Origin of the sequence: Streptomyces catenulae (genome assembly GCF_000718015.1) — a bacterium.
Classification (GTDB): domain Bacteria; phylum Actinomycetota; class Actinomycetes; order Streptomycetales; family Streptomycetaceae; genus Streptomyces; species Streptomyces catenulae.
In genome coordinates, this window is sequence record NZ_JODY01000010.1 from 108,213 (window position 1) to 131,877 (window position 23,665).

At 73.3% G+C, this 23,665-nt stretch carries 30 protein-coding genes and 1 pseudogene; 18 read left to right on the forward strand and 13 right to left on the reverse strand.

Annotation, left to right across the window (positions count from 1 at the left end; genetic code table 11):
* The first annotated feature begins 6 nt into the window (after positions 1–6).
* The 14 genes from IF23_RS34395 to IF23_RS32570 all read left to right on the forward strand — a co-directional run bounded on the left by IF23_RS34395 (position 7) and on the right by IF23_RS32570 (position 7,230).
* On the forward strand, positions 7–180 hold the full coding sequence (locus tag IF23_RS34395; RefSeq protein WP_169749996.1) for an Rmf/CrpP fold protein: 174 nt from the start codon (positions 7–9) through the stop codon (positions 178–180).
* 116 nt (positions 181–296) lie between these two features.
* Complete coding sequence (locus tag IF23_RS34010) at positions 297–1,004, forward strand: hypothetical protein (protein ID WP_157848006.1); 708 nt, start codon at positions 297–299, stop codon at positions 1,002–1,004.
* A gap of 66 nt (positions 1,005–1,070) precedes the next feature.
* Positions 1,071–1,943 (forward strand): N4-gp56 family major capsid protein, encoded by an 873-nt coding sequence (locus IF23_RS0112005; RefSeq protein WP_030282733.1) that lies wholly within the window; start codon positions 1,071–1,073, stop codon positions 1,941–1,943.
* A gap of 111 nt (positions 1,944–2,054) precedes the next feature.
* Positions 2,055–2,453 (forward strand): hypothetical protein, encoded by a 399-nt coding sequence (locus IF23_RS0112010; RefSeq protein WP_030282736.1) that lies wholly within the window; start codon positions 2,055–2,057, stop codon positions 2,451–2,453.
* Entirely contained in the window at positions 2,450–2,767 is a 318-nt protein-coding gene (locus IF23_RS0112015; protein ID WP_030282738.1) for a hypothetical protein, read from the forward strand. The genes IF23_RS0112010 and IF23_RS0112015 overlap by 4 nt, the downstream gene beginning before the upstream one ends.
* Positions 2,764–3,120 (forward strand): hypothetical protein, encoded by a 357-nt coding sequence (locus tag IF23_RS0112020; RefSeq protein WP_030282740.1) that lies wholly within the window; start codon positions 2,764–2,766, stop codon positions 3,118–3,120. The genes IF23_RS0112015 and IF23_RS0112020 overlap by 4 nt, the downstream gene beginning before the upstream one ends.
* Positions 3,113–3,535, forward strand: coding sequence for a minor capsid protein (locus IF23_RS0112025; RefSeq protein WP_030282741.1), 423 nt, complete (start codon positions 3,113–3,115; stop codon positions 3,533–3,535). Before IF23_RS0112020 ends, IF23_RS0112025 begins: the two co-directional genes overlap by 8 nt.
* 9 nt (positions 3,536–3,544) lie before the next feature.
* Entirely contained in the window at positions 3,545–4,261 is a 717-nt protein-coding gene (locus tag IF23_RS35585) for a phage tail tube protein (protein ID WP_425423831.1), read from the forward strand.
* Entirely contained in the window at positions 4,258–4,494 is a 237-nt protein-coding gene (locus tag IF23_RS0112040; protein WP_030282743.1) for a hypothetical protein, read from the forward strand. Before IF23_RS35585 ends, IF23_RS0112040 begins: the two co-directional genes overlap by 4 nt.
* Positions 4,491–4,832 (forward strand): hypothetical protein, encoded by a 342-nt coding sequence (locus tag IF23_RS0112045; RefSeq protein WP_030282745.1) that lies wholly within the window; start codon positions 4,491–4,493, stop codon positions 4,830–4,832. Before IF23_RS0112040 ends, IF23_RS0112045 begins: the two co-directional genes overlap by 4 nt.
* A 316-nt stretch (positions 4,833–5,148) precedes the next feature.
* On the forward strand, positions 5,149–5,490 hold the full coding sequence (locus tag IF23_RS0112050) for a hypothetical protein (RefSeq protein ID WP_030282747.1): 342 nt from the start codon (positions 5,149–5,151) through the stop codon (positions 5,488–5,490).
* Positions 5,491–5,630: 140 nt separating this feature from the next.
* On the forward strand, positions 5,631–5,792 hold the full coding sequence (locus IF23_RS34015; protein ID WP_157848007.1) for a hypothetical protein: 162 nt from the start codon (positions 5,631–5,633) through the stop codon (positions 5,790–5,792).
* 113 nt (positions 5,793–5,905) lie between these two features.
* Positions 5,906–6,442 carry a glycine-rich domain-containing protein gene (locus IF23_RS0112060; RefSeq protein ID WP_245654962.1) on the forward strand — a complete coding sequence of 179 codons (537 nt, stop codon included), beginning with the start codon at positions 5,906–5,908 and terminating at the stop codon, positions 6,440–6,442.
* Positions 6,443–6,810: 368 nt separating this feature from the next.
* Positions 6,811–7,230, forward strand: coding sequence for a GNAT family N-acetyltransferase (locus IF23_RS32570; protein WP_281179964.1), 420 nt, complete (start codon positions 6,811–6,813; stop codon positions 7,228–7,230).
* Between the two features lie 56 nt (positions 7,231–7,286).
* Here the strand turns inward: IF23_RS32570 and IF23_RS0112070 are convergent, their stop codons facing one another.
* Positions 7,287–7,745, reverse strand: a complete 459-nt coding sequence (locus IF23_RS0112070; protein ID WP_078653926.1) for a glutathione peroxidase — start codon at positions 7,743–7,745, stop codon at positions 7,287–7,289.
* A gap of 56 nt (positions 7,746–7,801) precedes the next feature.
* A complete protein-coding gene (locus IF23_RS0112075; protein WP_037677965.1) occupies positions 7,802–8,185 on the reverse strand; it encodes an STAS domain-containing protein in 384 nt (127 codons plus the stop codon).
* 402 nt (positions 8,186–8,587) lie between these two features.
* Here IF23_RS0112075 and IF23_RS0112080 point away from each other — a divergent pair, with 402 nt between their 5' ends.
* Positions 8,588–10,501 carry an ABC transporter ATP-binding protein gene (locus IF23_RS0112080; RefSeq protein ID WP_030282760.1) on the forward strand — a complete coding sequence of 638 codons (1,914 nt, stop codon included), beginning with the start codon at positions 8,588–8,590 and terminating at the stop codon, positions 10,499–10,501.
* 190 nt (positions 10,502–10,691) lie between these two features.
* The gene (gene lnt / locus IF23_RS0112085) at positions 10,692–12,251 is read left to right on the forward strand and encodes an apolipoprotein N-acyltransferase (RefSeq protein ID WP_051739519.1); all 1,560 of its coding nucleotides are present in this window, start codon (positions 10,692–10,694) and stop codon (positions 12,249–12,251) included.
* On the opposite strand, the gene IF23_RS0112090 is transcribed toward lnt, so the two are convergent.
* The gene (locus tag IF23_RS0112090; protein ID WP_030282763.1) at positions 12,217–13,128 is read right to left on the reverse strand and encodes a Gfo/Idh/MocA family protein; all 912 of its coding nucleotides are present in this window, start codon (positions 13,126–13,128) and stop codon (positions 12,217–12,219) included. The two genes, lnt and IF23_RS0112090, sit on opposite strands and share 35 nt — an antisense overlap.
* A gap of 243 nt (positions 13,129–13,371) precedes the next feature.
* Here IF23_RS0112090 and IF23_RS0112095 point away from each other — a divergent pair, with 243 nt between their 5' ends.
* The gene (locus IF23_RS0112095) at positions 13,372–13,557 is read left to right on the forward strand and encodes a hypothetical protein (RefSeq protein WP_030282766.1); all 186 of its coding nucleotides are present in this window, start codon (positions 13,372–13,374) and stop codon (positions 13,555–13,557) included.
* A gap of 277 nt (positions 13,558–13,834) precedes the next feature.
* Positions 13,835–14,293, forward strand: coding sequence for a hypothetical protein (locus tag IF23_RS0112100; protein ID WP_157848008.1), 459 nt, complete (start codon positions 13,835–13,837; stop codon positions 14,291–14,293).
* An 83-nt stretch (positions 14,294–14,376) separates the two neighbouring features.
* Here IF23_RS0112100 and IF23_RS35590 read toward each other — a convergent pair whose 3' ends face one another.
* The 10 genes and pseudogenes from IF23_RS35590 to IF23_RS32580 all read right to left on the reverse strand — a co-directional run bounded on the left by IF23_RS35590 (position 14,377) and on the right by IF23_RS32580 (position 23,620).
* Positions 14,377–14,898 carry a hypothetical protein gene (locus tag IF23_RS35590; RefSeq protein ID WP_425423834.1) on the reverse strand — a complete coding sequence of 174 codons (522 nt, stop codon included), beginning with the start codon at positions 14,896–14,898 and terminating at the stop codon, positions 14,377–14,379.
* Positions 14,881–15,063 (reverse strand): annotated as a pseudogene (locus tag IF23_RS32020) (hypothetical protein); the annotation flags it as partial. The gene IF23_RS35590 and the pseudogene IF23_RS32020, both read right to left, overlap by 18 nt.
* Positions 15,064–15,306: 243 nt before the next feature.
* Positions 15,307–15,987, reverse strand: coding sequence for a uracil-DNA glycosylase (locus IF23_RS0112110; RefSeq protein ID WP_030282772.1), 681 nt, complete (start codon positions 15,985–15,987; stop codon positions 15,307–15,309).
* Positions 15,988–16,199: 212 nt separating this feature from the next.
* Positions 16,200–16,970, reverse strand: a complete 771-nt coding sequence (locus tag IF23_RS0112115) for an SDR family oxidoreductase (protein ID WP_030282773.1) — start codon at positions 16,968–16,970, stop codon at positions 16,200–16,202.
* Positions 16,971–16,999: 29 nt separating this feature from the next.
* The gene (fabG, locus tag IF23_RS0112120; protein WP_030282775.1) at positions 17,000–17,761 is read right to left on the reverse strand and encodes a 3-oxoacyl-ACP reductase FabG; all 762 of its coding nucleotides are present in this window, start codon (positions 17,759–17,761) and stop codon (positions 17,000–17,002) included.
* A gap of 235 nt (positions 17,762–17,996) precedes the next feature.
* Positions 17,997–18,392 carry a DUF3037 domain-containing protein gene (locus IF23_RS0112125; protein WP_030282777.1) on the reverse strand — a complete coding sequence of 132 codons (396 nt, stop codon included), beginning with the start codon at positions 18,390–18,392 and terminating at the stop codon, positions 17,997–17,999.
* Positions 18,389–19,219: a HipA family kinase gene (locus tag IF23_RS0112130; RefSeq protein ID WP_030282779.1), complete on the reverse strand. Its 831-nt coding sequence runs from the start codon at positions 19,217–19,219 to the stop codon at positions 18,389–18,391. Before IF23_RS0112130 ends, IF23_RS0112125 begins: the two co-directional genes overlap by 4 nt.
* Positions 19,220–19,722: 503 nt before the next feature.
* Positions 19,723–21,177 (reverse strand): NAD(P)/FAD-dependent oxidoreductase, encoded by a 1,455-nt coding sequence (locus IF23_RS0112140; protein WP_030282782.1) that lies wholly within the window; start codon positions 21,175–21,177, stop codon positions 19,723–19,725.
* On the reverse strand, positions 21,174–22,559 hold the full coding sequence (locus IF23_RS0112145) for an APC family permease (protein WP_051739520.1): 1,386 nt from the start codon (positions 22,557–22,559) through the stop codon (positions 21,174–21,176). The genes IF23_RS0112140 and IF23_RS0112145 overlap by 4 nt, the downstream gene beginning before the upstream one ends.
* Positions 22,556–23,620 carry a helix-turn-helix transcriptional regulator gene (locus tag IF23_RS32580; protein ID WP_037677968.1) on the reverse strand — a complete coding sequence of 355 codons (1,065 nt, stop codon included), beginning with the start codon at positions 23,618–23,620 and terminating at the stop codon, positions 22,556–22,558. The genes IF23_RS0112145 and IF23_RS32580 overlap by 4 nt, the downstream gene beginning before the upstream one ends.
* Positions 23,621–23,665: the final 45 nt, after the last annotated feature.

Consider the following 23,665-nt stretch of genomic DNA (forward strand, 5'->3'; position numbering starts at 1 on the left):
GCGGCGATGGGCACCAGGGGTGACCTTGTCCGCGCTCTGGCCGCGGGTGCCGATGCCGGCCGATCCGGCGACCCGGTGACCGCCTGCCCGTACCCGTCCGGAGATCTGCGCCGCTCGGCGTGGGTCCGCGGCTACGCCAAGACGGCGCGGTTCGCCGACGAGCAGCATGACCAGAAGTAGGCCGCCGAGTAGGCGCCGACCGCTCCACTTCCCCTCCAGGGCCCGCCACGGCGGGCCTTTTTCGTATGCCCACACGCCCGCCAGGAGCGGGCCCGATGCACCAGGAGTGCACCCCCGTGAGCGACACCACCAGCATCACCAGCACGAACACCGACGGGCAGAGCGCCCCGGCGGACGAGGGTGGGCAGGGCCCGGCCGACACCGGCCAGCAGGCACCCACCACGCCCGCCGCGCCCCCGGCGCCGCCCTCCGGTACCGGGCAGGACGAGGCCCCGTCGGCGACGATCGCCCGTCTTGAACAGCAGCTCGCCGCCGCCCGCCGGGATGCGGGTAAGTCCCGCGTGACCGCGAAGCAGACCGCCGCCGATGAGGCGCGCGCCGAGCTGGCGCAGCAGATCGGGCGCGCGCTCGGCCTGGTCCAGGACGACGCGCCGCCGGACCCGGCCGCGCTCACGCAGCAGCTCGCCACCGAGCAGCAGCACGCCCGGCAGACCGCCGTCGAGCTGGCGGTGTTCCGCACCGCGCGGGATGCCGGCGGCGACCCCGACGCCCTGCTCGACTCCCGGGCGTTCGCCGCCGCGCTCGCCGACGTCGACCCGACGGACACCGCGGCCGTGCGCGCCGCCGTCGAAGCCGCGGTCGCTGCCAATCCGAAGCTCGCCGCGCAGCGGGCCCCGGGGCCGTCGCGGGCGGGCGCGGAGTTCTCCGGCCCGCCGTCCGAAGGCGTCACCGCGCAGCAGTTCGCCGCCATGGACTACGCCCGGCGCGCGGAGCTGTACCAGTCCGACCCCGACACCTACCGGCGCCTGTCCGCTGGTTCCTGACCCCGGCGCCCGCCGCCGGGCATCCCCAACCGCCCGGCCGTGTGCCGGAGAGAAGGAGCACCCGCCATGGCCGAGACCAAGGCCGCCAATTTCATCGTTCCCGAAGTGTGGGCCGACATGGCACAGGGCGTCTTCCGCGGCGCCGTGCGCGTCGCCGGATCGTCCGCCGTGAAGTCCGACGACACCCTCGCCGGGCAGCCGGGCGACACGATCAACTTTCCCAAGTGGGGCACCCTCGGTGACCTCGACGAGCTGACCGAGGCGGTGCCCATGGGCACGGCCGTGATGGGGCAGAGCAGCAGCTCGGCCACGATCCGCGAGGCAGGTAAGGCCGTCGAGATCACCGACAAGGCCATGCTCACCGCGCTCGGCGACCCCCGCGGCGAGGCGCAGCGGCAGTTCGGCATCCTCGCGGCCCGCAAGGTCGACGCGGACCTCATCACGCAGGCGCAGGCCGACGAGACCAGCCAGGGCGGCGGGAAGCCGTACGCCTTCGCCACCGAGGCCGGGGCCGGGTTCACGTGGCGCGACGCCATCGTTCCCGCGCTGGCGACGTTCGGCGACGAGTTCGACCCGTCGGAGTTCTCCGGGCTGTTCATCAACTCCGCGCAGATGGCGCAGATTTTCACCGATGACCAGTTCATCAACGCCGCCACCCTCGGCGCCTCGACGCCGGTCACCACGGGACAGGTCGGCGCGGTCGCCGGTATGCCCGTGATCGTCACGGACCGGGTAGCCGCAGGAACCTTCCTGCTGCTGAAGCAGAGCGCCCTCGGCCTGCTCTACAAGCACCGCCCCGTGGTCGAGACCGACCGCGACATCCTGAAGCGGACGACGGTGATCACCACGAACGTGCACTACGCCGTCAAGCGCCTGGATGACCGCGGCGTGTGCGTCGGCAGCCTCACCCCGGCGTCGGACGGGGGCGGTGCGGAGTGATGTTGCGCCGCTACCACCCCGCGCCCGCCGCGCACCGCACCGAACCTGACGCCCCGCCGGTCAAGCCCGCGGGGCGTTCGCGTTCCCGCGCAGCAAAGGGGACGTGAGCCGGTGGCCGCCCGTACCTACGCCACCCCCGAACAGCTCGCGGCGTGGACCGGGCAGGCGGCGCCGGACGACGCCGAGCGGCTGCTCGCCCGCGCCACGGAAGACGTCGACTCGGCGCTGTTGACAGCGGTCTACCGGGTCGACGACGACGGCGACCCGCTCGACGACACGGTGCGCGCGGCCCTTGCCGATGCGACCTGTGCCCAGGTCGAGTACCAGCTCGCCACCGGCGACGACGGCACCGGCGCGGCCGGGCACTGGGACTCCGTCAGCATCGGCCCCGTCTCCCTGTCGGGCCGCTCCGGCACCGCGTCGGGCGCGGCCGGGGTCGAGCTGGCGCCGCGCGCCGCCCGTGCGCTGCGCCGCGCCGGACTCGAACCCGGGGTCGTGTGGCCGTGGTGAGGAAGGTTCCGGCGTTCCTGCTGCGGCACCGTGTCGTCGTCGAGCCCTACCTCGGCGACACCGCGTACGGGCTGCAGTACGGCCCCGGTGTCGAGGTCCGCGCGCTGGTCGACCCCGCTCGCCGCCTGGTGCGCGCCGCCGACGGACGGCAAGCCACCGCCACCGCGACCGTCATCACGGCCCCGGGTCTGGAGTGCCCGCCCGGCTCCCGCCTCACCCTGCCCGACGGCCGCACCAGCACCGCGCTCACCGTCGCCGAGCACACTGCCCCGGGGCTCCCGGTCCCGGCCTGTACGGAGGTGAGTTGCGGATGACCGTGCAGCGCGCCCGCATCCGATGGAACGGCGCCGCGGTGCGCGGCCGGGCCCGCGCGGGTGCCGTGCGCGGCCTGCTGCTGGGCGCCGAGCACCTGCTCGCCGCCTCCCGCGCCGAGGTCCCCCTCGACGAGGGCACCCTCGAACGCTCCGGCACCGCGTCCGTGGACGAGGGCAACCTCGTGGCTGCCGTCTCCTACGACACCCCGTACGCCGTCCGCGTGCACGAGGACATGAGCGCCCGGCACTCCCCGGGCCGCAAGGCGAAGTACCTCGAAGAACCGGCCCGCCGGGAGTCCGGGCAGGTCGCCGCGATCATCGCCGCGCAGGTCCGGAGGGCGCTGCGTGGCTGATCTCCTCGACGGCCTCGCCCGCTACCTCGACGGGCTCGGCCTGGCCGACTACGACCCGACCGGCACCCGCGGCGACACCTTCGCCGAGACGCTGCCGCCCGGCCCCGACAGGGCGGTTGGCCTGTGGTTGTACGGCGGGGCCGAGCAGGACGCCCGCAACGGCTATGACGAGCGGGCGCTTCAAATCCGTGTGCGTGGCACCGCCGACCCGCGGGTTTCCCGCCGTCGCGCCGAGGCCCTGTACGCCGCCTTGCACGGCCTCGCCGGTATCGAACTGCCCGACGGCACATGGCTTGTGCTCTGCGTCGCGCAGCAGACTCCCGCCCCGCTCGACACTGACGAGCGCGGTCGGCATGAGCACGTCGTGAACCTCCGCCTCGACGTCGCCAACCCCACCACCCACCGACCCGACTAGGAGGTTCCCATGGCCGCGAACAGTCGGCCCATTGACGCCCGCCGCTGGCACTTTGAGGTGCAGGACGCCGACGCCAGCCCCGAGACGTGGCTGCCCATCGCCGGACTCACCAGCTTCACCCACAACCCCGGGGAGAACGGGGAGACCGCGGAGACGACCGCGTTCGACTCCGAGGGGTATTACGAGCAGGACGTCATGCAGCGCGGCGCCACGATCGAGATCGAGGGCCAGTACCGCATCGACCCCAAGAGCGGCGCCCAGGACCCCGGGCAGGCGTACATCGACACCGTGTGGTCGAACCGCCTCGGCATCGACTCCCGGAACACGGTGCGGTGGCGGCACGCGTCACAGCAGGCATGGGTCGTGTGGGAGGCGACCGTCACGCCGGGCGAGCAGGGCGGCGAGACCAACGACAAGACGAGTTGGTCGGCCACCATCACCCGGTGCGGCAAGCCCACCACGGCCCCGGTCACGGGCGGGGGACGTCGGCCAGTTCGCCGACCGGGCCGCGCTGCGGAAGTGGGCGGCCGGCATTTCCACAGCGCCGAGCAAGCCGACCCCGAAGCCGACCGGCACGTACACCGTGCGGGCGGGCGACACCCTGTCGGACATCGCGGCCCGGTACGGCACGACCGTGGCCAAGCTCGCCAAGGCGAACGGCATCTCGAACCCGAACCTGATCAAGGCCGGGCAGACCATCAAGATCGTGAAGTGAGCACTCCATGACCCCCGCCGCCAAGCACACCGCCCGCACCATCGTGCAGACCGCCCTCGGCATCGCCGTGATGCTCCCGGCGATCGTTGACGCCTCCGGCATCCCCGCCTCCCTGCCGTGGGTCGCGGGATCGCTCGCCGTCGCCGGTGGCCTCGCGCGCGTGATGGCGCTGCCCGGCATCCAGGCGCTCATGCCCTCATGGCTGCGCACGGACCCGCCCGGCGCCGAGGGCCCCGCCGAGTGACGACCAGCCCCTCGCCGAGCGACCCGGCCGCCGTCACCCTCGAACTCGAACGCATCCGTCGGACGATCGAGGTCGGGCACGCCCGCATCGACGGCGCCCTCGCGCTCCTGGTCCAGCGGCACGACCAGACCGAGCAGCACCTCGCCGAGCAGGGGATCCGCCTCGACGACCACGCCGCCCGGCTCGACGCCCTCGAACGAGGGGAAACCGAACGGCAGCGACGTACCGAGCAACGCCTCGACGCCCTCGAAAGCGCCCGCTGGCCGCTCCCCTCCCTCGCCGCCCTCACTGCCGTGTGCGGCCTCGCCCTGTCCGTCTGGCAGCTCGCCGCCCGATGAAGCAACGCGCCCCCGCCTGCGGCATGGTGCCGCGGGCGGGGGCGCATTCTGCATTCTCTGTCCGCCCTCTATTTCGAGCAGACGAGCAGCCCTCCGAGCGCGTTGATCTCGAACGCCCCGTGCCGCTCGATATGGCGTTCGACGAGCGTCTTCGCGCGACTTAGCGTGGCGTCGAACGGAACATCGTGCTGAGCGGCCCACGCCCGGTACGAAGCCAGCGTGATGCCCTCGCCTCTCCTCGCCTGCCTGCCTGCCCCACCTGCGCCAAGGAAGCTCCCCGATGGTCCCCCAACTCCTTGAAGCCCTGGCTCGTGCCGTGACCGAACCCGGCCTCCCCGACGAACCGCGATGCGGACGCACGCCCGTCGTACCGCCGGAGATGGCCGAAACCGTCAGGACCATCCTCGGCAGCGAAGGCGGCACCGCCTCCTCCGACACCTCGTGCCTGCGCCACCCCGACCACCCCGACCACGCCGACAACCCGCACTACTCCCTCCTCGCCGACCTCGGCGCCAAGGACGGAGGCGCCTGGACCCTGTGGAGGGGACCCAACCTCCTGCTGGTCCTGCTCCCCTGGTGCACCACCCTGGAAGACGAGCCGTGCCTCCTCTTCCACGGGCACCCCGGACCCTGCCCTTCCTCCCAGCCCTCCGGCTGACCGCACACCTCCGCCGCGCGACACCCCATGACGCGGCGGGCCCCGCGGGCCGCACCCTCCTCCGCAGCCCGCACGCCGTCCCGGTCGGCAAGGGAAACCGACCGGGACGGCGCTCCCTCACACCCACCAAGGAGCAGCGCATGTCCGTCTTCTACAACGACCGTAGTAGTGACCTCGACGGATGGTGGATGCACGGCAGCGGCGACCACTACGTGACCAACCCCGCTGAGCCGACCGCCCAGCCCGAAGAATCCGCCAAATCCACTGACTTCAGCGAGGCCGAAAGGCCCGCTGGTACCTGATTCCGCCCCCACGGCTCCTGTCCGTCCAAGACCAGCCGTGGGAGCGGGCCACCAGCACACCCGTGAAGAAGGGAAATGCAGTGACCGTCGCACAGGACCACGCGCGCCTGTAGGTGTCCAGCGCCAGGGCCCTCCTCACCGCCGAGGAGTTCGCCGCCGTCGCCGGGACTGTCCAGCGCAACAACCCCGGCATGGCGTTCGATGTCGCGGAGGCCATCACCGAGGAGGCGCTGAAGTTCGAGGCCGCTTGTGCCCACCGCCCGCAGGCACGGCTGAAGCCGTCCCGTGTGGTCGATGAGGGGTGGCACGCCCTGATCCTCCACACCAAGGTGAAGGCTCGGCTGGCAGAACGACTCGGCGTCTTCGTCCACCACGTTCCGGAGCCGCCCTACACCTCCCGCCACGACGCCGACGCGCTGCTGCGCACGCAGAACGCAATCAAGCAGGCAGGGTTCCCCGTCGACCCGCTGATGTGGACCGGGCCGTCGGACAACACCATCCCGGTCGCCGCGGACTGTGAGCACTCCCCGCCCGGCCCGTTCGGATCGGGCAACGGCGAATGCTCGAGCACGGGGGCCGAACTAGCACTCACGAACTGGGCACGCCCCGCACCCAGCGGGGCGTGCCCGTACGGTAAGGAACATGCCTGAGTGGATCAACCCGAAGTACCAGGAAGCGGTGGACACTTACCGGCGCTCTGCGCAGGCAGCCCCACCGCGACGGCGGCAAGGCCGGAGCCAGCGACCCTACGGGCTGCCCTTCGTGGTCACGGTCGACCCGACGACCAAAGCCCCCTTGGTGGTACCGGCAGGAAGCCCCGGAACCACGCACACAACTGGGCTCCGACGGGCCATTCGCCGACTCAAATTCGGAGGTGAGCTGGACGGGATGTTGGATACGATCCCCCGATGAGCGATGACCGTGAGCCGTACCTGGTATTGACCGAGCGCCTGGAACTGCGAGTCATCGGCCCCGAGGACCAAGACGCCCTGTACACCCTCAATTCCTACCCAGCTGTCTGGCGCCACCACCCCGAGGGCCGCCACGCTGGCCCGACGTCACCGAGGCATGGATCGGACGTTGCACCGACCGCTGGGAGTCGGACGGCGTCAGCTACTGGATGGCCCGACACCGGGATACCGGCGAGCTGATCGGTGTGGGTGGCGCCCAGCGTCAGCACCCGGGCTTCTGGAACCTCTACTACCGCCTGGTCCCCACCCATTTGGGCAAGGGTTACGCCACGGAGATCTCCCGCGCCGCCATCCGCACAGCGGGACAGCACGACCCCGAACTGCCGGTGATCGCCTGGATCCACGCGCGCAACACCGGCTCCCGAGCAGTTGCCGAACGGCTCGGCCTCCACGACTACGGCCTCCGGCCGGAGCCAGGGAAGCGCGAGCCGATGCACGCCTACGCAGACCGCGAACTGACATTCTGACAACCGTCTAAGTGTCAACTCCTCAGAGTGCCGTTACTCTGTCCGGTCGGACACCTTCAGGCAGACGGCCTGCGCCAATCGTGTTCCCCCGCGGGACGGCGCGGCTTCCGCAACGCACAGCGCCCCCGGCCTGAACCGGGGGCGCTGCACTTCCCTCCAAGGCCGCCAGGCTCCTTGCCCCGGCTGGCCCCGCGGGTGTACAGGGCGTGCCGGGCGGCGCCGTTGACGTCGATCTTCTCGGTCATCGGGAAGGTGACGCCGTACGTCGCGGAGCGGAACTGCGCGATCTCGTCGGCGGTGCCGGGCTCCTGGCCCATGAACTGGTTGCAGGGCACGCCGAGGACGGTGAAGCCGCGCGGCGCGTACTGCGCGTGCAGCCGCTCCAGCGCGGCGTACTGCGGGGTGAGGCCGCACCGGGAGGCGACGTTGACGAGGAGGACGGCCTTGCCGCGGTACTGGGCCAGATCGGCGGGACCGCCCTGGAGGGCATCGATTTCCACTGTGTGAACGGACATGGCAAGGGAGCGTAGCCCGCCGCGCCCCGGTGGCGGCGGCCCGGCGCGGACCGCGCTCACCGTCGGCCCACCGGCGTGTCGTGTCCGGGTGCCGCGTCCGGCTCCAGGCGCTCGAAGGCGTCGGCGAGCCGGGTCAGTTCGAGGAGTCGGCTCACCGCGTCGCCGGGGGTGATCCCGGCCAGCCGCAGCCGGCCGGAGGCGGCGCGTACCCGGTGGCGGGCGCGGCACAGCAGGGACAGCCCGGAGCAGTCGATGAAGGTCACCGCCCGCAGGTTCAGCACCAGGTCGGGGCGGCGGGTGCCGGTCAGGTCGTCCAGGGTGGCGGCGAGGGCGCGGGCCGCGAGGAGGTCCAGTTCGCCGTGGAGCGCGACGACGGTGACGCCGTCGGTGGTGTCGGTCCGGCCGAGGTACGGCCGGACGGGGGTGTGGTCGTCTCTCATCGCCCGTCCCTCTTCCGTGCCGGGGCGCGCGTTTTCGCCACCCGCAGGCGGCGAAGGCGTGCGGAGGATGTGGGGGTGTCACCGCGGACCGGACGCTTCCGGCCGCCGGTGGCGTTCGCCGTTCGCCGCGGCGCCGGGCGCCGGAGTGAACCGTGCGCCGCGTGTGCCGGGTGTACGGATGTGCCGCGGGTGTCTACGGACTACCCGTTGGACGCGGTGTCAAGTCCCGGCCCGAGCCTTGGCGGACGAGGTTGGCGCGATCCGGGCGCACCGGGGAGGACGGGCCGCCGGACGGCGTGTCCCGCCCCACCCCTTGACCTCAACAACGCTTGAGGTTCTAGGTTTCCGTTCTGCCACCGCCATGCCGCGGCGGCCTTGACGTACCGATGACGGGAGACCGCGATGGACATGGAAGTGACCGCCTGGCACGCGCTGCACGGCACGGTCTACGCACAGCAGGGCACCCGGCGGCTGTCGCGCGCCACGCTGCGCCGGATCGCCGCGTTCGCCCGACCGCACCGCCGCCGTCTGGTGTGGTTCCTCGTGCTGAGCACCGTCACCGCGGCGGGGGCGGTGGTGACGCCGCTGCTCGCCGGGCGGGTCGTCGACGCGATCGTCCACCGCGGGTCCACCGGCCTCGTCCTCGGCATCGCGGCGGTCATCGCGGTGATCGCGCTCGCCGAGGCGGGGCTGGGGCTGCTCACCCGGTGGCTGTCGGCGGGCATCGGCGAGGGGCTGATCCTGGACCTGCGCACCACCGTGTACGACCACGTCCAGCGGATGCCGGTCGCCTTCTTCACCCGGACCCGCACCGGCGCCCTCGTCAGCCGCCTCAACAACGATGTGATCGGCGCGCAGCGGGCGTTCAGCGACACCCTCTCCGGCGTGGTGAGCAATCTGGTGACGCTGCTGCTGACGCTCGTGGTGATGCTCGGCCTGTCCTGGCAGATCACGCTGATCGCGCTGGTGCTGCTGCCGTTGTTCGTGCTGCCCGCCCGCCGGGTGGGGCGGCGGCTGGCCGCGCTGCGGCGGGAGGGCGCCGACCACAACGCCGCGATGGGCACCCGGATGACGGAGCGGTTCTCCGCGCCCGGCGCCACCCTCGTCAAACTGCTGGGGCGGCCGTCCCGGGAGTCCGCGGAGTTCGCCGCGCGGGCCGCCCGGGTCCGGGACATCGGTGTGCGCACCGCGATGGTGCAGACGTCCTTCGTCACCGCCCTCACCCTCGTCTCCGCGCTGGCGCTGGCCGTCGTCTACGGGCTCGGCGGCTACCTGGCGCTGCACGGCAGCCTGGAGCCCGGTGCGGTCGTCTCCCTCGCGCTGCTGCTGACCCGCCTCTACGCGCCGCTGACCGCGCTCTCCGGTGCGCACATCGAGGTGATGAGCGCGCTGGTCAGCTTCGAGCGGGTCTTCGAGGTGCTCGACCTGAAGCCGCTGATCACCCAGCACCCGGACGCCCGCGCGGTCCCCGAGGGCCCGGTCTCCGTCGAGTTCGACGCCGTACGCTTCGCCTACCCGGCCGCCGACAAGGTGTCGCTGGCCTCCCTGGAGGAGGTCGCCACCCTCGACACCCGCGGCGGCGAACGCGTTCTGCACGACATCTCCTTCCGCGCCGAACCGGGCCGCATGGTCGCCCTCGTCGGCTCCTCGGGCGCCGGGAAGTCGACCATCGCGCAGCTCCTGCCGCGGCTGTACGACACGGACGCCGGGACGGTACGGATCGGCGGGGTCGACGTGCGGGAGCTGACCGCGGACTCGCTGCGCGACACGCTCGGCATGGTCACCCAGGACGGCCACCTCTTCCACGACACGATCCGGGAGAACCTGCTGCTGGCCCGGGACGGCGCCACCGAGGACGATCTGTGGGACGCGCTGGGCCGGGCCCGGCTGGCGGAGCTGGTCCGGTCGCTGCCGGACGGTCTGGACACCGTCGTCGGCGAACGCGGCTACCGCCTCTCCGGCGGCGAACGCCAGCGTCTGACCATCGCCCGGCTGCTGCTCGCCCGGCCCCGGGTGGTGATCCTGGACGAGGCCACCGCCCATCTGGACAACAGCTCGGAGGCGGCGGTGCAGGAAGCCCTCACCGAGGCGCTGGCCGGACGTACCTCCGTGGTCATCGCGCACCGCCTCTCCACGGTCCGCGCCGCCGACGAGATCCTGGTGGTCGAGGGCGGCCGCATCGTCGAGCGGGGCACGCACGAGACGCTGCTCGCCGCGGACGGGCGGTACGCCGAGCTGTACCGCACCCAGTTCGCGGACGGCGCCGACGGGCCGCAGGCCACCGGCGCCGCCGGGGCGTCCTCCCTGGTCGGCTGAGCGGACCGGCCGGACCGGAACGCCGCGCTCCCGCCCGCGGGGTGCGGCGTTCGGCCGCTCAGCCGTCCCCGGGCCCCCGGAACGGTGGGGATCGCCGCCGCCCCCTGTCCGTGCCGGGCCGGAGCGCGCAGACTGGCCGCGTCGCCCGCGAGCGGAACGGGCCCGGACGGCACCGCCGGAGGGGAAACGCATGGCCACACCGAGTGCCACCACCACCGCGCCGGCCGACGCGGCCACCGCGCGCCGCCCCCGGTCCCGGTGGCTGCGGGCCGCCGCCGCGCTGCTGTGCGGCGCGCTCCCGGCGCTCGCCTTCCCCGCCCCGTCCCTGTGGTGGACCGCGTACGTCTCCCTCGTCCCGTGGCTGTTGCTGCTGCGGACGGCGCCGACGAACCGGCGGGCGGCGCTGGAGGGGTGGCTGGGCGGCATCGGGTTCATGGTGGCGGTGCACCACTGGCTGCTGCCGAGCCTCCATGTGTTCCTGGTGGTGCTGGCGGCGCTGCTGGGGGCGTTGTGGGCGCCGTGGGGACCGCTGGTACGGACGCTGCTGGGCGGCTCCCCCGGGACGCGGCGGTCCCTGGCCGCCCTGGCGCTGGTGCCGTCCGGCTGGCTGATGGTCGAGGTGATCCGGTCCTGGGAGCAGTTGGGCGGCCCGTGGGGGCTGCTCGGCGCCGGGCAGTGGCAGGTGCCGCCCGCCCTGCGGCTCGCCTCCCTGGGCGGGGTCTGGCTGGTCAGCCTGGTGATCGTCGGGGTGAACACCGCACTGGCCCAGCTGATCGCACTCCGCCCGGCCCGCCCGGTCGCCGTCGCCGCGCTGCTGGTCTCCGCGCTGACCGTGACCGCCGTCTGGTACGCCGCGCCGGTGCCACGGCCCGGCGGCAGCGCGCGGATCGCGATCGTCCAGCCCGGTACGGACGGCGGCCCCGGCGCGCGGCTGGCCCGCAGCGAGACGCTGACCCGGCAGCTGGCGGGCCGGGGCGTACGCCTGGTCGTCTGGGGCGAGAGCAGTCTGACCCGCGATCCGGCGGACGATCCGGCGCTGGCCGGGCGGCTCGCCGCGCTGTCGCGGAGCACCGGCGCCGATCTGCTGGTCGGGGTGGACGCGCCGCGCGCCGGACGGCCCGGCGTCTACAAGAGCGCGGTGCTGGTGGGGCCGGACGGGCCGACCGGTGACCGGTACGCCAAGATGCGGCTGGTGCCGTTCGGCGAGGCGGTCCCGGCCCGGCCGCTGCTGGGCTGGGTCACCCATGTGGGCAAGGCGGCGGCCACCGACCGGATGCGCGGCACCCACCAGGTGGTGATGGACCTGCCCGCCGCACACGGGCTGCCGATCGGCCCGCTGGTCTGCTTCGAGACGGCGTTCCCGGACATGAGCCGGAGCCTGGCGGCCGACGGGGCGCGGATGCTGGTGGCGCAGTCGTCGACCTCGTCGTTCCAGGACAGCTGGGCGCCCGCCCAGCACGCCTCGCTCGGCGCGCTGCGGGCCGCCGAGACCTGGCGCCCCATGGTGCACGCCACGCTCACCGGCATCAGCGCGGTCTACGGCCCCCGGGGCGAACCGGTCGGCGAACGGCTGTCCACCGACCGCAGCGCCGCCGCCGTCTACGACGTCCCGCTCGCCCACGGCACCAGCCCGTACACCCGGCTGGGCGACTGGCCGGTGTACGCGGCGGTGGCGGCGCTGGTCCTGGCGGGCGCGCCGGTGGCGGTGCGGCGGGTCAGGCTCCGGTGGACTGCGCGAGCGCGTCGGTGACGATCCGTTCGCACAGCTCATGGGTGCGCAGCGCGTCCCGCGCCGACGGCCGCTCCCCGGCCTGTACGGCGTCGAGGAAGGCCAGCACCGCCTGCTCGATGCCGCGCTGCCGGGCGACCGGCACCCAGTCGCCACGGCGGCGCACCGTCGGGGCGCCGTCGTGGTCGATGACATCGCCGAGGTTGACGACCTGACGGCGGGCGTCGCCGCCCGAGACGTCCAGGACCTCTTCGGCCGCACCGCTGCGCCGGTTCATGGTGCCGAGGGCGGTGAACCCGTCGCCGGAGAGCTGGAGGACGACATGGTCCATCAGCCCGTCGCGGACCCGGGCGCGGACATCGATGTGCTCGACCTCGCCCGGCACCAGGAACCGCAGGCTGTCCACGACATGGATGAAATCGTCGAACACCATCGTCCGCGGGTCCTCGGGCATCCCGGTGCGGTTCTTCTGGAGCAGGATCAGCTCGCGGGGGTGGGCGAGGCAGTCGGCGTACCCGGGGGCGTGGCGGCGGTTGAAGCCGACGGCGAGGCCGACGCCGCGCTCCTCGGCGAGGGCGACGAGCCGACGGGCGTCGGCCAGTTCGTAGGCGAGCGGTTTGTCGACATAGGTCGGCACCCCGGCGTCCAGCAGCCGGGCGACGATCTCCGGGTGCGCGGCGGTCGGGGCGTGCACGAACGCGGCGTCGGGGCGCGCGGCGAGGAGCGCGTCCAGGTTGGCGTGGCACTGCGCGGCGGGGATCCGGTGGGCGTCGGCGACCTGCCGGAGGGTGGCCGGTGTACGGGTCTGCAGATGCAGCTCCACCCCGGGCAGGGCGGCGAGGACCGGCAGATATGCCTTCCGGGCGATGTCGCCGAGCCCTATGCAGCCGATCTTCATACGCTCTCCCGATGCCGGTCGGCCGCCCGGTGGCGGGCCGTCCGGGTGGGGAGTTTACGGGCCGGAGGCCAGCACGCGGCACGGCAGGGCTACCGTCCGGCGGCGTCGTCACGGTGCCGGAAAGCCGTGGATCCGCGCGGCCCGTGCCCCGAAGGGCAGGCATCCCGGGGCGACGGAACCCGCACCGCCCCGCACGTCTCTGTCAGGACACGTACACCCGGCACAACCCCAGGAGTGCATGTCATGTCCCTCGTACGTAAGTTGAGCGCGGCCGGTCTGCTCGCCGCCGTACTGGCCGGTGGTCTGCTGGCCACCGCGGGTCCGGCCGCCGCCCGGACGGTCCCCGGTGCACAGGCCGGTGCACAGGCCGCGGGCGGCCCCCTCGCGGCGGCGCCGACCTGCGAGTGCGGCTGGCCGTCGACCGACTAGGAGGTGTCCGCGGAGCCCCGTCGTCCGGGCGGACGACGGGGCTCCGCGGTGTCCGGTACCTGCCCTCGCACGGCGGGGGCAGGGGTGAGGGACCTTGCCCGGACCCGGCGGAGCGTGGTCGACGGCGAGACTCCCGGATGAGAGCGGGAGGGCCTTTCGGTCCGTGGCGCCGATGCGGCAGACCGTCGCCCCGGCGTCGCCCGGGCACCCTCGCGATCACCCCTGCGGGGACTTCCCACGCCCGTACGGACCGGGAAAAGCTGCAAGGATGCACCGTTTGTCCGCTCTCGTGGTCCTCTCGGTGATGGTCGCGGCGACCACCACCGGCTGCGTGACGCTCCCCTCCCGACCGGTCCCGACGGGCCACCATCCGACGCCTCCCGCCCCCACCGGCCGCCCCGGTCCGGCCGCGCCGTTGCCCCCGCAGGGCCGGATCGGGCCGGTGACCCCGCAACCGGCGCCCCGGCGGCCCGACGGCGGCCGGGCCACGCCGCCGCCCGGCAGGTTCCCGCACCACTACGGCGGGTCCCACGGCGGTGCGGGCGGCGGCACCCGGCCGCTACCGCCGCCCTCGTCCCACCGGGAGCACGCGCCCGCGCCACCCGCGCCCTCCCGGGTGCCGCGCCTCGGCGACGGCCTGTCGGCCGGAGCGGAACTGTGCGCCCTGGGGCGGAAGTACGGACGCTGGCAGGGCGACGGCGCGGCCCTGCGGATCTGCCGTCAGACGTACGGCTGACGCGACGGCCGGGCCCCTACGGCGGCCCGGCGCCCCCCGACGCCCTACGGACCGGGAGCCGGTCCGGCTGGACGGCGGCCCGGTCAGACCCGGCCCGGGCCGCCGTCCAACCGTGCCCCGAGGCGGTCGATGTCGGCGTACAGGGTCTGCCGGTGGGCGCCGTCGGGCAGGGCGGCGGCCCAGGTCCGGGCCCGCGACAGATGCGTCCGGACCTCCTCGGGGCGGCCCAGCGCGGCGTAGTCGGCGACCAGGCTCAGATGCAACGCGGGGAAGAGCGCCCGGAGCGCGGCCAACGCCCGGTCGGTGATGACGGCGGCCCGGGGCTCATGGCCGTCGCCCGGGGCTGCGTCGTGGCGCGGGACGGCGTCGCGGTCCGGGACGGCGTCGCGGTCCGGGGCGTTGTCGTGGCCCGAGGCGTTGTCGTGGCGCGGGACGGCATCGTGCCCCAAAGCGTCGGCCTTCCCCGTGGCTCCGGCCTCGCCCGGTGCGCCCGCCCCCGCCGCTCCCCCGCCGTCCTCGTGCAGTGCGGGGCGCGGGTCTCCGTCTCCAGGCTGCGGCGTCCGGTGGGTCCGTCCGGCCGTGACGCAGCCCTCCGCCGCCTCCAGGGCCGTGAGGTCCCAGGTCAGGCGGGCCTGCGGGGTGTCCTGGGTGGCGGCGAGGTAGTGGGCGAGAGTGCAGCGGTGGAGGGGGTCGGCGGACGGGCCGAGTTCGTGCCAGAGGGCGGCGAGACGGTTACGGGCCTCTTCGCGGTCCCCGGCGCGGTGCAGCATGACCGCCTGGCCGATCCGGGTCGGGACGCCGACCTCGGCCGTCCGCTGCTGCTGCCGCTCCGTCACGCTCGCTCCCACATCGGTCCGCCGCGGCCTCGCCACCCGCCGCTGCTTCCCGACGCTAACCGCCGCGCGCCGCCCCCGCGCGGTGTGGGCGCCACGCCCGGACTCCCGCGCAAGCCGCTCGGGGGACACCGCGCCCCGGCTCCCGCCCGCCGACGCGCCGGGCGGGAGCCGAACCGGTCAGCCCAGGTCGGGGATGCGCCAGTCGATCGGGGCGTGACCCTGGGCCGCGACCGCCTCGTTGATCTGGGTGAACGGGCGGGAGCCGAAGAACTTCTTGGCGGACAGCGGCGAGGGGTGCGCGCCCTGCACCACCGCATGGCGGTCCTGGTCGATCAGCGGGAGCTTCTTCTTCGCGTAATTGCCCCACAGGACGAAGACCGCCGGGTCGGGGCGGGCGTCGACGGCGCGGATGACGGCGTCGGTGATCTTCTCCCAGCCCTTGCCCTTGTGGGAGTTGGCCTCGCCCTCCCGGACGGTGAGCACGGCGTTGAGCAGCAGGACGCCCTGGCGGGCCCACGGCATCAGATAGCCGTTGTCCGGCACCGGGTGGCCCAGCTCCTCCTTCATCTCCTTGTAGATGTTCCGCAGCGACGGCGGGGTCTTGACGCCGGGCTGCACCGAGAAGCACAGACCGTGCCCCTGACCCGCGCCGTGGTACGGGTCCTGGCCGAGGACGAGGACCTTCACCTGGTCGTACGGCGTGGCCTCCAGCGCCGCGAAGACCTCGTCGCGCGGCGGGTAGACCGGCCCCTGGGCCCGCTCCTGCGCCACAAAGTCGGCCAGCTCCTTGACGTAGGGCTTCGCCAGCTCTTCGCCGAGGGCGCCGCGCCAGGACTCGGGCAGCGTGTCGGTGACCACGTGAACAACCTCCGGTGTGCGTTCCGTATCTCGCACTCCAGAACCTACCGGCGACCACTGACAACGCCGCAACGCGCGGCGACCGGCCGGAGCCGGACGGCGGCCAGAAACCCTCGCCTCACCCGTCTGACCAGGGAAAAGGCGCGGGACGCCGGCCCGCAGTGACCGGCGTCCCGCCGCTGAGGTGACCGGGCGCCCCGGCCCTCGGCCCGCTACGCCCCGGAGTTGAGGAGGAGCCCGCCGTCGACGACGAGGGTCTGGCCGGTGATCCAGCCCGCCGCGTCGGAGAGCAGGAACGCGGCGGCGCCCCCGATGTCCTCCGGCACGCCCAGCCGCCCCATGGGGTAGGAGGCCACGACCTCCTCCTCACGGTTCTCGTAGAGCGCCGCGGCGAACTTCGTCTTGACCACCGCGGGAGCGATGGAGTTGACCCGGACCACGGGCGCGAACTCGTGCGCGAGCTGCAGCGAGAGGTTGACCATCGCCGCTTTGCTCATGCCGTACGCGCCGATGAACGGCGAGGCGCCGATCCCGGCCATGGAGGCGATGTTGACGATCGCGCCGCCGTTCTCCTTCTGCCAGGCGTGCCAGGTGCGCTGGGCGAAGCCGAGGGCGGAGAGCACGTTGGTCTCGAAGACCTTGCGGGCGACGCCGAGGTCGAGGTCGGCGATCGGGCCGAAGACCGGGTTGGTCCCGGCGTTGTTGACGAGGTGGTCGATGCGGCCGAAGGTCTCCATCGCCCGCTCGACGGCGACGGCCTGGTGGGCCTCGTCGTGCGCCTTGCCCGCGACGCCGATCGCGCGCTCCGCGCCGAGCCGCTCGACGGCCTCCTTGAGGGCGTCCTCGTTGCGGCCGGTGATGACCACCCGGTCCCCGCGGGCCACCAGCGCCTCGGCGATGCCGTAGCCGATGCCGCGGCTGGCGCCGGTGACCAGCGCCACCTTGCCGGAGAGGGCGGGGAGCGCGTTGTGCTGCTCGGTCATGAGTCGTTTCTCCCGGTGGGGTGGTGCGGTCAGTTGAGCGGTCCGCCGGCGACGTACATGACCTGGCCGGAGACGAAGCCGGCCGCGTCGCCGGTGAAGAAGGCGATGGCGTTGGCGATGTCCGCCGGTTCGCCGACGCGCCGCACCGGGATCTGGGTGGCCGCCGCCGCCTGGAAGTCCTCGAAGCCCATGCCGACGCGCTCGGCGGTGGCGGCGGTCATGTCGGTGGCGATGAAGCCGGGGGCGACGGCGTTGGCGGTGATGCCGAACTTGCCCAGCTCGATGGCGAGGGTCTTGGTGAAGCCCTGGAGACCGGCCTTGGCGGCGGAGTAGTTGACCTGGCCGCGGTTGCCGAGCGCGGAGCTGGAGGAGAGATTGACGACCCGGCCGAACCCGGCGTCCACCATGTGCTTCTGGCAGGCGCGCGCCATCAGGAACGCGCCCCGCAGATGCACGTTCATGACGGTGTCCCAGTCGCTGTCGCTCATCTTGAACAGCAGGTTGTCGCGGAGGACACCGGCGTTGTTGACGAGGACGGTGGGCGCGCCGAGTTCAGCGGCGACCCGCTCCACGGCCGCCTCGACCTGTGCGGCGTCCGAGACGTCGCAGCCCACGGCGAGGGCCCGGCCACCGGCCGCGGTGATGGTGTCGACGGTGTCCTTGCAGGCCGCCTCGTCGAGGTCGAGGACGGCGACGGCGCGGCCCTCGGCGGCCAGCCGGACCGCGGTGGCGGCGCCGATGCCGCGGGCCGCGCCCGTCACGATGGCGACGCGCTGCTCGGTGGTGGACATGCGGGTTCTCCCTAGCCTCGGATCCTGCCTCGACAAGCGGTGTGCCGCACCGTGCCCGGAGTGAGCAACCGCTTAGTATCTCCAGCACCGGTGACGCTAGAAGCCCGGCCACCCCCTGTCAACGCCCATCGCCGCACCGTTACGCAGCTCACCCGCGCACGGGCGCCCGCATACGAGAGGAGCCGGAGCGCGGCCCGTGGCCCCGCTCCGGCTCCCCTCGCCGACACCCCGTGGCTCAGCGCACCAGCAGCTCCAGCAACCGCCCGGCCTCGCCGGTGGGGTCGCAGGTCAGGCCGGTGTGCACCGGGCCCGGCTGGACGACGGTGCTACGCGGCGCGATCAGCCAGCGGAAGCGGCGCCCGGCGTCGTCCCCCGCCGCCTGCCCCGCCAGCGCGCCGCCGTGGCAGACGCCTTCGACGGCGCTGAGGGCGGCGCGTACGCCCTCCACGTCGGCGGCCGGATCGAGGGCGAGCAGCCGCGCCTCGTCCAGGTGGGTACGGGCCTCGACGAAACGGCGGGCGTGGCAGTAGACGACCACCCCGGCGTTGATCATCTCGCCGCGTTCGACGCGGGGCACCACCTTGAGGAGCGCGTACTCGAAGACGTCGCGCCCGTTGTGCAGTCCGGTCACTTCACTGCCCTCCGCGGGGGGGGGAGCTTGCCGGTCAGCCACTCCGGCGCCCGGGACGGTCCGTCCGGGGTGCGTTCCCCCAGGGTGATGTGGTCGCCGATCACCTCGGCGCGGGCCAGCAGCGCCCGGACGTACGCGGCGCGCACCTCGTCCGGGGAGGCGAAGCCGGGCTCGTCGGCCAGCCACTCGTCGGGGACGTCCGCGGTGACCTCGGTGAGCAGCTCCTCGGTGATCTGCGGGGCGAACTCCGCGGCGGCCGAGGCGAGATCGGGCGCGAAACCGGCCAGGACGTGGTCGGTCGCGTCGTACGGCTTGACCGCGGCCTTCTCCGCGCCCGGCCAGTTGTGGTGCCAGATCATCGTGGCGCCGTGGTCGATCAGCCACACCTTGCCGTGCCAGACCAGGAGGTTCGGATTCCGCCAGGACCGGTCGACGTTGTTGATCAGCGCGTCGAACCACACCACCCGGCCGGCCTCCCGCGCGCCCACCTCGAACGCGAGCGGGTCGAAACCGAGGGAGCCCGGGAGGTAGTCCATCCCGAGGTTGAGCCCGCCGCTCGCCTTGAGCAGCTCCTGGACCTCCTGGTCCGGCTCGCCCAGGCCGATCACCGGGTCGAGCTGCATCCGCACCAGCTCCGGCACCCGCAGCCCCAGCCGCCGCCCCAACTGCCCGCAGACGATCTCGGCGATCAGGGTCTTCCGCCCCTGCCCCGCACCGGTGAATTTCATGACGTACGTGCCGAGGTCGTCGGCTTCGACGATCCCCGGCAGCGACCCACCTTCACGCAACGGCGTGACGTAGCGGGTCGCGATGACTTCGGTCAACATTTCCCCAGGCTATACGGCCTTCTGACCTTAGGAATCACGACGGATCGACAAGACCCTCCGACCCGGCGGACCGACCTGAATCCCCCTGGGGAGAATCTGGGAAGTTTCGGCTGGCGAGCCGGTTTCCCTGCTCCCCGAGCAGACCGTCGAGGGCGCCGCGCCCTTGCGGACGGCTTCCTGCATGCTCGAAGCATAGGTGTGCCCAAGCGCATGGAAACCGTCCTTCGGGGCCGCCGCCCACTGTCAGGCTTTCGCTCCCTCGGTACGTGGTGGGATGACGCCGGCCTTGGCCAAGGCCGGCTTCCAGGTACAGGTGTTCCATGTGTTCACCGCGACAGCGTTACCGAAGCACGTGGTGAGCAGCAGGGAGCACTTCTCCCTCTCCCCCTCTGGCGTCCACCACGGCAGCTCCACCTCTACCGACGGGAACGCTTCGATGTGCCGCTTCAGAGGGGTGGCCGACGGAGGGGCCCGCCTTCCCAGCTGTGTGGCGGGCCGCATCCTCAGCGTCTGAACGCCGATGGGTCGAGGGAGACCAGCCGCTTCACCGCGCCGGGGACCTGCCTGCCGCGGTCCTCGTGCCGCTCCGCAGCGCGCAGCGCGGGCAGAAGGAGCCGTGATCCGGAGGACCGCAGCGGCTCCGGCGGAATCCAGCCGTCCGGGGTCCGGGCAAGGGCGCACCCGGACCACTCGTCCTCGGTCCCGAGGGCGAGAGAGGCCAGCACCTTGGCCATCAGGCGTGAGGGGCCCACGCCGTCGCCGGAGTAGCCGGTGACGTAGCACGTGTGGGGAACCGAGCGCAGCCAGCCGGCGAACGGCAATGAGGTGACGGAATACTCGACCGGGGCCGTCCACATCGCGTCCACGGGCACGTGGCCCAGGGAGGGGAACAGGCGCGCCAGTTGCTGACGCAACTCGCGTGTGCGTATGGGGCGACCCCACATGGTGCTGGGCCCGGCAGTTCCGTAGGTCGTCCCTGCCCCACCCTTGCCGAACAACAGGCGCCCGTCCGGGGTCTTGCGGTAGTAGTTCAGGCGGCGCCGGGAGTCGCAGACCGAGGTGTCGTCGTGCCAGCCGAGCGCGGCGAGCTCCCCCGGGACCGGTTCGGTCAGCAGGGTGTCGCTGGCTATGGTCACCATGCGCCGGCCGAGGTCCTCCAACTGCCCCGCCCAGGCGTTGATCGCGAGGACGACCCGCTCGGCCGTGACCTTCCCGTACGGTGTCACCGCCGTCGTTCTCCGCGACGGGGTCGCCGTGCCGGACCGCAGGGCGAGCAGCGGGGTGCGCTCGTGGATGCGGACGCCGGAGTCGAGGGCGACACGGCGCAGACCGCGGGTGAGTTTCGCGGGCTGCAGGGTGGCGCAGCCCGGGTCGATGACCCCTCCGTGGTGCCGGTCGGTGCCCACGACCCGGTTGGCCTCGGCGGCGGAGATCTGGCGCAGCGGTTCGATCCCGGCGCGGTGGAGTTCCTCCAGGGTGTCCTGCCACGCGCCGCGCTGCGCGGGGGAGGAAGCGGCCAGCATCCAGGGGCCACGGCGGTACTCGGCGTCGATGCCGTGCTTGTCGACGAAGTCCAGGATCTCGTCCACCACGGCGGCGGACGCCTCACCCAACCACCGTGCCTCCTCGTAGTTGCTGAGCGCCACCAGGCTGCGGAACCTCGCCCACATGGGCATCAGGAATCCCGCGTTCGCCCCGCTGGCACCGCCTCCGCAGACGTCGGCCTCGATGAGGACCACGTCCGTGCCCGGCGCGCGCTGCTTGATCTCGATCGCCGTCCACAGGCCGGTGAAGCCACCGCCCACGATGCAGACGTCGCAGGCCACCTCGTCCTGAAGCGCGGGGCTGCGGCCGTCGTCGGGTTCGGCGGCGAAAGCGTCCCGCAGCCACGCGGAGCGCCTGGCCGGGGCCGGGGTGTCGTGGTGGGGCCAGTTTCTGGGCAGGACGAGTTGGGTCACGGGGTTACCTCCACGCGGTCCAGGGGGGTGAGTACCGGGGACATACGACGCCTGCGGTGTGCCAGAACGAGCAGCAGGAACCCCACGGCGATCGCTGCGGGGCACAGCCACAGCATGGCCTTCTCGGGGTAGGGCGGCGGCTCCAGGAACGCGCCTGCGTAGAGCCAGATGAAGCTGAGCGCGCCGAGGGTCGCGGTGAGGGCCGTCACCGCCGTGAGGCACCGTTCGCGGCGCAGCAGGACGACCGCGCCCGCGCAGATCAGCACGTAGGGGATGACCCACATGTAGCTGAAGAGCACCGAGACACAGCGGTAGACGACGAAGGGGCCGCCTCCGGCGAGGAAGCCGAGGAGAGTCAGCGCGGCGGCCGACACACCACTCATGGCGACGATGCCGGCGGTGGGCGTACCGAGGCGGGGGTGGCGGGCGCCGATGCGGGCAGGGAGCACGCCGTCCTCACCCATGGCCTGCCACACCCTCGACCCGTAGTTGGCCAGGCCGACCAGGGCGGCGAGGGCCGAGACGGCGAGCGCCGCGTCGGCCACCCCGGCGAGCCACGGCAGCCCCGCCGCCCCGGCCAGCGCGGCGAGCGGTGAGGTGCCCTCGGCGAGCTGCGCCCGTACCCCTTGTACGGCCCGCACGGTCAGCACCGTCGCCAGGAGGTTGGCGGCACCGACGACGAGGGGCACCGCCATGATGATCCGAGGCACGGTGCGTACCGGATCCCGGGTCTCCGCCCCGGTGGCGGCGCTCGTCTCGAACAGCACGAGGAAGGTGACACCCGCCGCCATGCCCTGGGAGAATCCGCCGAACGAGAAGCCTTCCAGGGTGAGTTGGGCGTCCAGGTGCAGCCCGTCGCGGGCCGCCGCGGCCCCCAGCACCACCAGGACGACCGGGAGGGTCGGCGCGAAGAGGGCCAGGCTGACGCGGGCCGAGGTGTCGAGGCCGCGGTGGGCCAACAGACCGGCGAGCCCCGCCGCCCCGCAGTACAGCACCGCCTGGGCGGTCGGGCGGCCCGCGCCGTTGATGCCCAGACCGGCCAGCCAGCTGCCGGCGTACAGGCCGAAAGCGCCGAGCAAGGCCATCATGCCGACCACGTAGCCAAGGCTCAGCGCCGCAGCGGTCAGCAGGCGCGCCCAGTCTCCGAACACGTGCCTGATGTACGTGTACAGCGCCCCGCCCGCGACGTACCGCCGGGCGAACGGGACGACGGCGAGAGCGACGCAGCACACCCCGACAGCGCCGACGAGGACCGAGAGCCAGGCGGCCTGACCGGCATGGGCGGAGACCAGAGCTCCGACCGACGCCATGGACAGCGCGGGTGAGAAGACGACGACGGCGAGCCCGAAAGCGCTCCAGGCACCGATCTTCCGCACGGTCATGTGTCCTGCCCCGAGGGCGACGCACAGGCGTGTTCGAGACGTTCGGCCGCGCCGGCAAGGCCCGCCCGGGTGCGCACTCCGAAGACTCTGAACAGCTTGCGCAGGTGGTAGTTGACGGTGTGCGTGGACAGCCGCAGCTGTTCGGCGATCTGCTGGTTCGTCAGCCCCTCGGCCACGAGCCGGAGCAGGGTCCACTGCCGTTCGCCGAGGATGTCGCAGACGGCAGCGCCTGGTTGCTCCGGGTGAGGAGTGTCGCCGCCGGGCAGGACGGCGTCCGGAGCCGCAGGGGGGCCGGGCCGGGGCACCGGCGACGCGACCGCGTGGCGCAGCGCCGTGCACAGCGTCGCAGGCATCACGTCGGCCACGAGCCTACGGGCGAGCGCGCCCAGGGTGGGGTGTGCGGGGTCGCTGCCCATCAGGCCCGTCGCGTACATCTCCTCCAGTGCGGGCAGTGCGGAGCGGGGCGAGGCGCCGAGGAGACGGCACAACTCCCCTTCGTCCAGGACGGCCAGGGCGTACAGCAGCTGTCGGCAGAAGCCGGAGGACTGGTCCAGGACGGCGCCCACGTAGGCTCGGGCCCGTTCGGGCAGCACGTCCTCGACCAGGTGGGCGGTGCTGTCCGTAATCCGGAGGGCACCCTCCTCACGCAGGCCCCTGACGAATTCGATCAGCAGCCGCGGATGGCCCTCGGCCTGGTGCAGCAGTTCCCGCAGCGGCGGCGAGAGCCGCGCCGCCAGGACGTCGGCCACCAGATCCAGCGCCGCTTCCTCGGGCAGCGGCCCCAGCGTCAGGCGCGCCCTGCGGTGGCGGGGGTCGTCGAGCACCGCGGGCGGGATTCCGGGCGCGGTGCCGGTCCGGTGGGCGGCCAGCCACACGATGTGGTCGTGGCGGAGGCCGGTGCGCTCGGTGGACGGCGGGAGAGGCGTGTCGGCGTCGGCGCGCCGGAGCCCGTCGAGCACGACGAGGGTGGGCACGGCGCGCCGGTCGGTCGGCAGTTGGCGCTCGGGGGGGCCGGGCCGGCCGTACAGCAGGCGGAAGCCGAGCCGCCCCGCGGCGCCCACCGCCTCGTCCAGGAGCCGGGTCCTACCGATTCCTCGCGGGCCGAC

Coding starts and splice junctions, on each gene's coding strand:
- IF23_RS34395 (WP_169749996.1), top strand. CDS start 7: ATGGGCACCAGGGGTGACCTTGTCCGCGCTCTGGCCGCGGGTGCCGAT.
- IF23_RS0112005 (WP_030282733.1), top strand. CDS start 1,071: ATGGCCGAGACCAAGGCCGCCAATTTCATCGTTCCCGAAGTGTGGGCC.
- IF23_RS0112020 (WP_030282740.1), top strand. CDS start 2,764: ATGACCGTGCAGCGCGCCCGCATCCGATGGAACGGCGCCGCGGTGCGC.
- IF23_RS35585 (WP_425423831.1), top strand. CDS start 3,545: ATGGCCGCGAACAGTCGGCCCATTGACGCCCGCCGCTGGCACTTTGAG.
- IF23_RS0112040 (WP_030282743.1), top strand. CDS start 4,258: ATGACCCCCGCCGCCAAGCACACCGCCCGCACCATCGTGCAGACCGCC.
- IF23_RS34015 (WP_157848007.1), top strand. CDS start 5,631: ATGTCCGTCTTCTACAACGACCGTAGTAGTGACCTCGACGGATGGTGG.
- IF23_RS0112070 (WP_078653926.1), bottom strand. CDS start 7,745: ATGTCCGTTCACACAGTGGAAATCGATGCCCTCCAGGGCGGTCCCGCC.
- IF23_RS0112075 (WP_037677965.1), bottom strand. CDS start 8,185: ATGAGAGACGACCACACCCCCGTCCGGCCGTACCTCGGCCGGACCGAC.
- IF23_RS0112080 (WP_030282760.1), top strand. CDS start 8,588: ATGGACATGGAAGTGACCGCCTGGCACGCGCTGCACGGCACGGTCTAC.
- lnt (WP_051739519.1), top strand. CDS start 10,692: ATGGCCACACCGAGTGCCACCACCACCGCGCCGGCCGACGCGGCCACC.
- IF23_RS0112090 (WP_030282763.1), bottom strand. CDS start 13,128: ATGAAGATCGGCTGCATAGGGCTCGGCGACATCGCCCGGAAGGCATAT.
- IF23_RS0112095 (WP_030282766.1), top strand. CDS start 13,372: ATGTCCCTCGTACGTAAGTTGAGCGCGGCCGGTCTGCTCGCCGCCGTA.
- IF23_RS0112115 (WP_030282773.1), bottom strand. CDS start 16,970: ATGACCGAGCAGCACAACGCGCTCCCCGCCCTCTCCGGCAAGGTGGCG.
- fabG (WP_030282775.1), bottom strand. CDS start 17,761: ATGTCCACCACCGAGCAGCGCGTCGCCATCGTGACGGGCGCGGCCCGC.
- IF23_RS0112130 (WP_030282779.1), bottom strand. CDS start 19,219: ATGTTGACCGAAGTCATCGCGACCCGCTACGTCACGCCGTTGCGTGAA.
- IF23_RS0112145 (WP_051739520.1), bottom strand. CDS start 22,559: ATGACCGTGCGGAAGATCGGTGCCTGGAGCGCTTTCGGGCTCGCCGTC.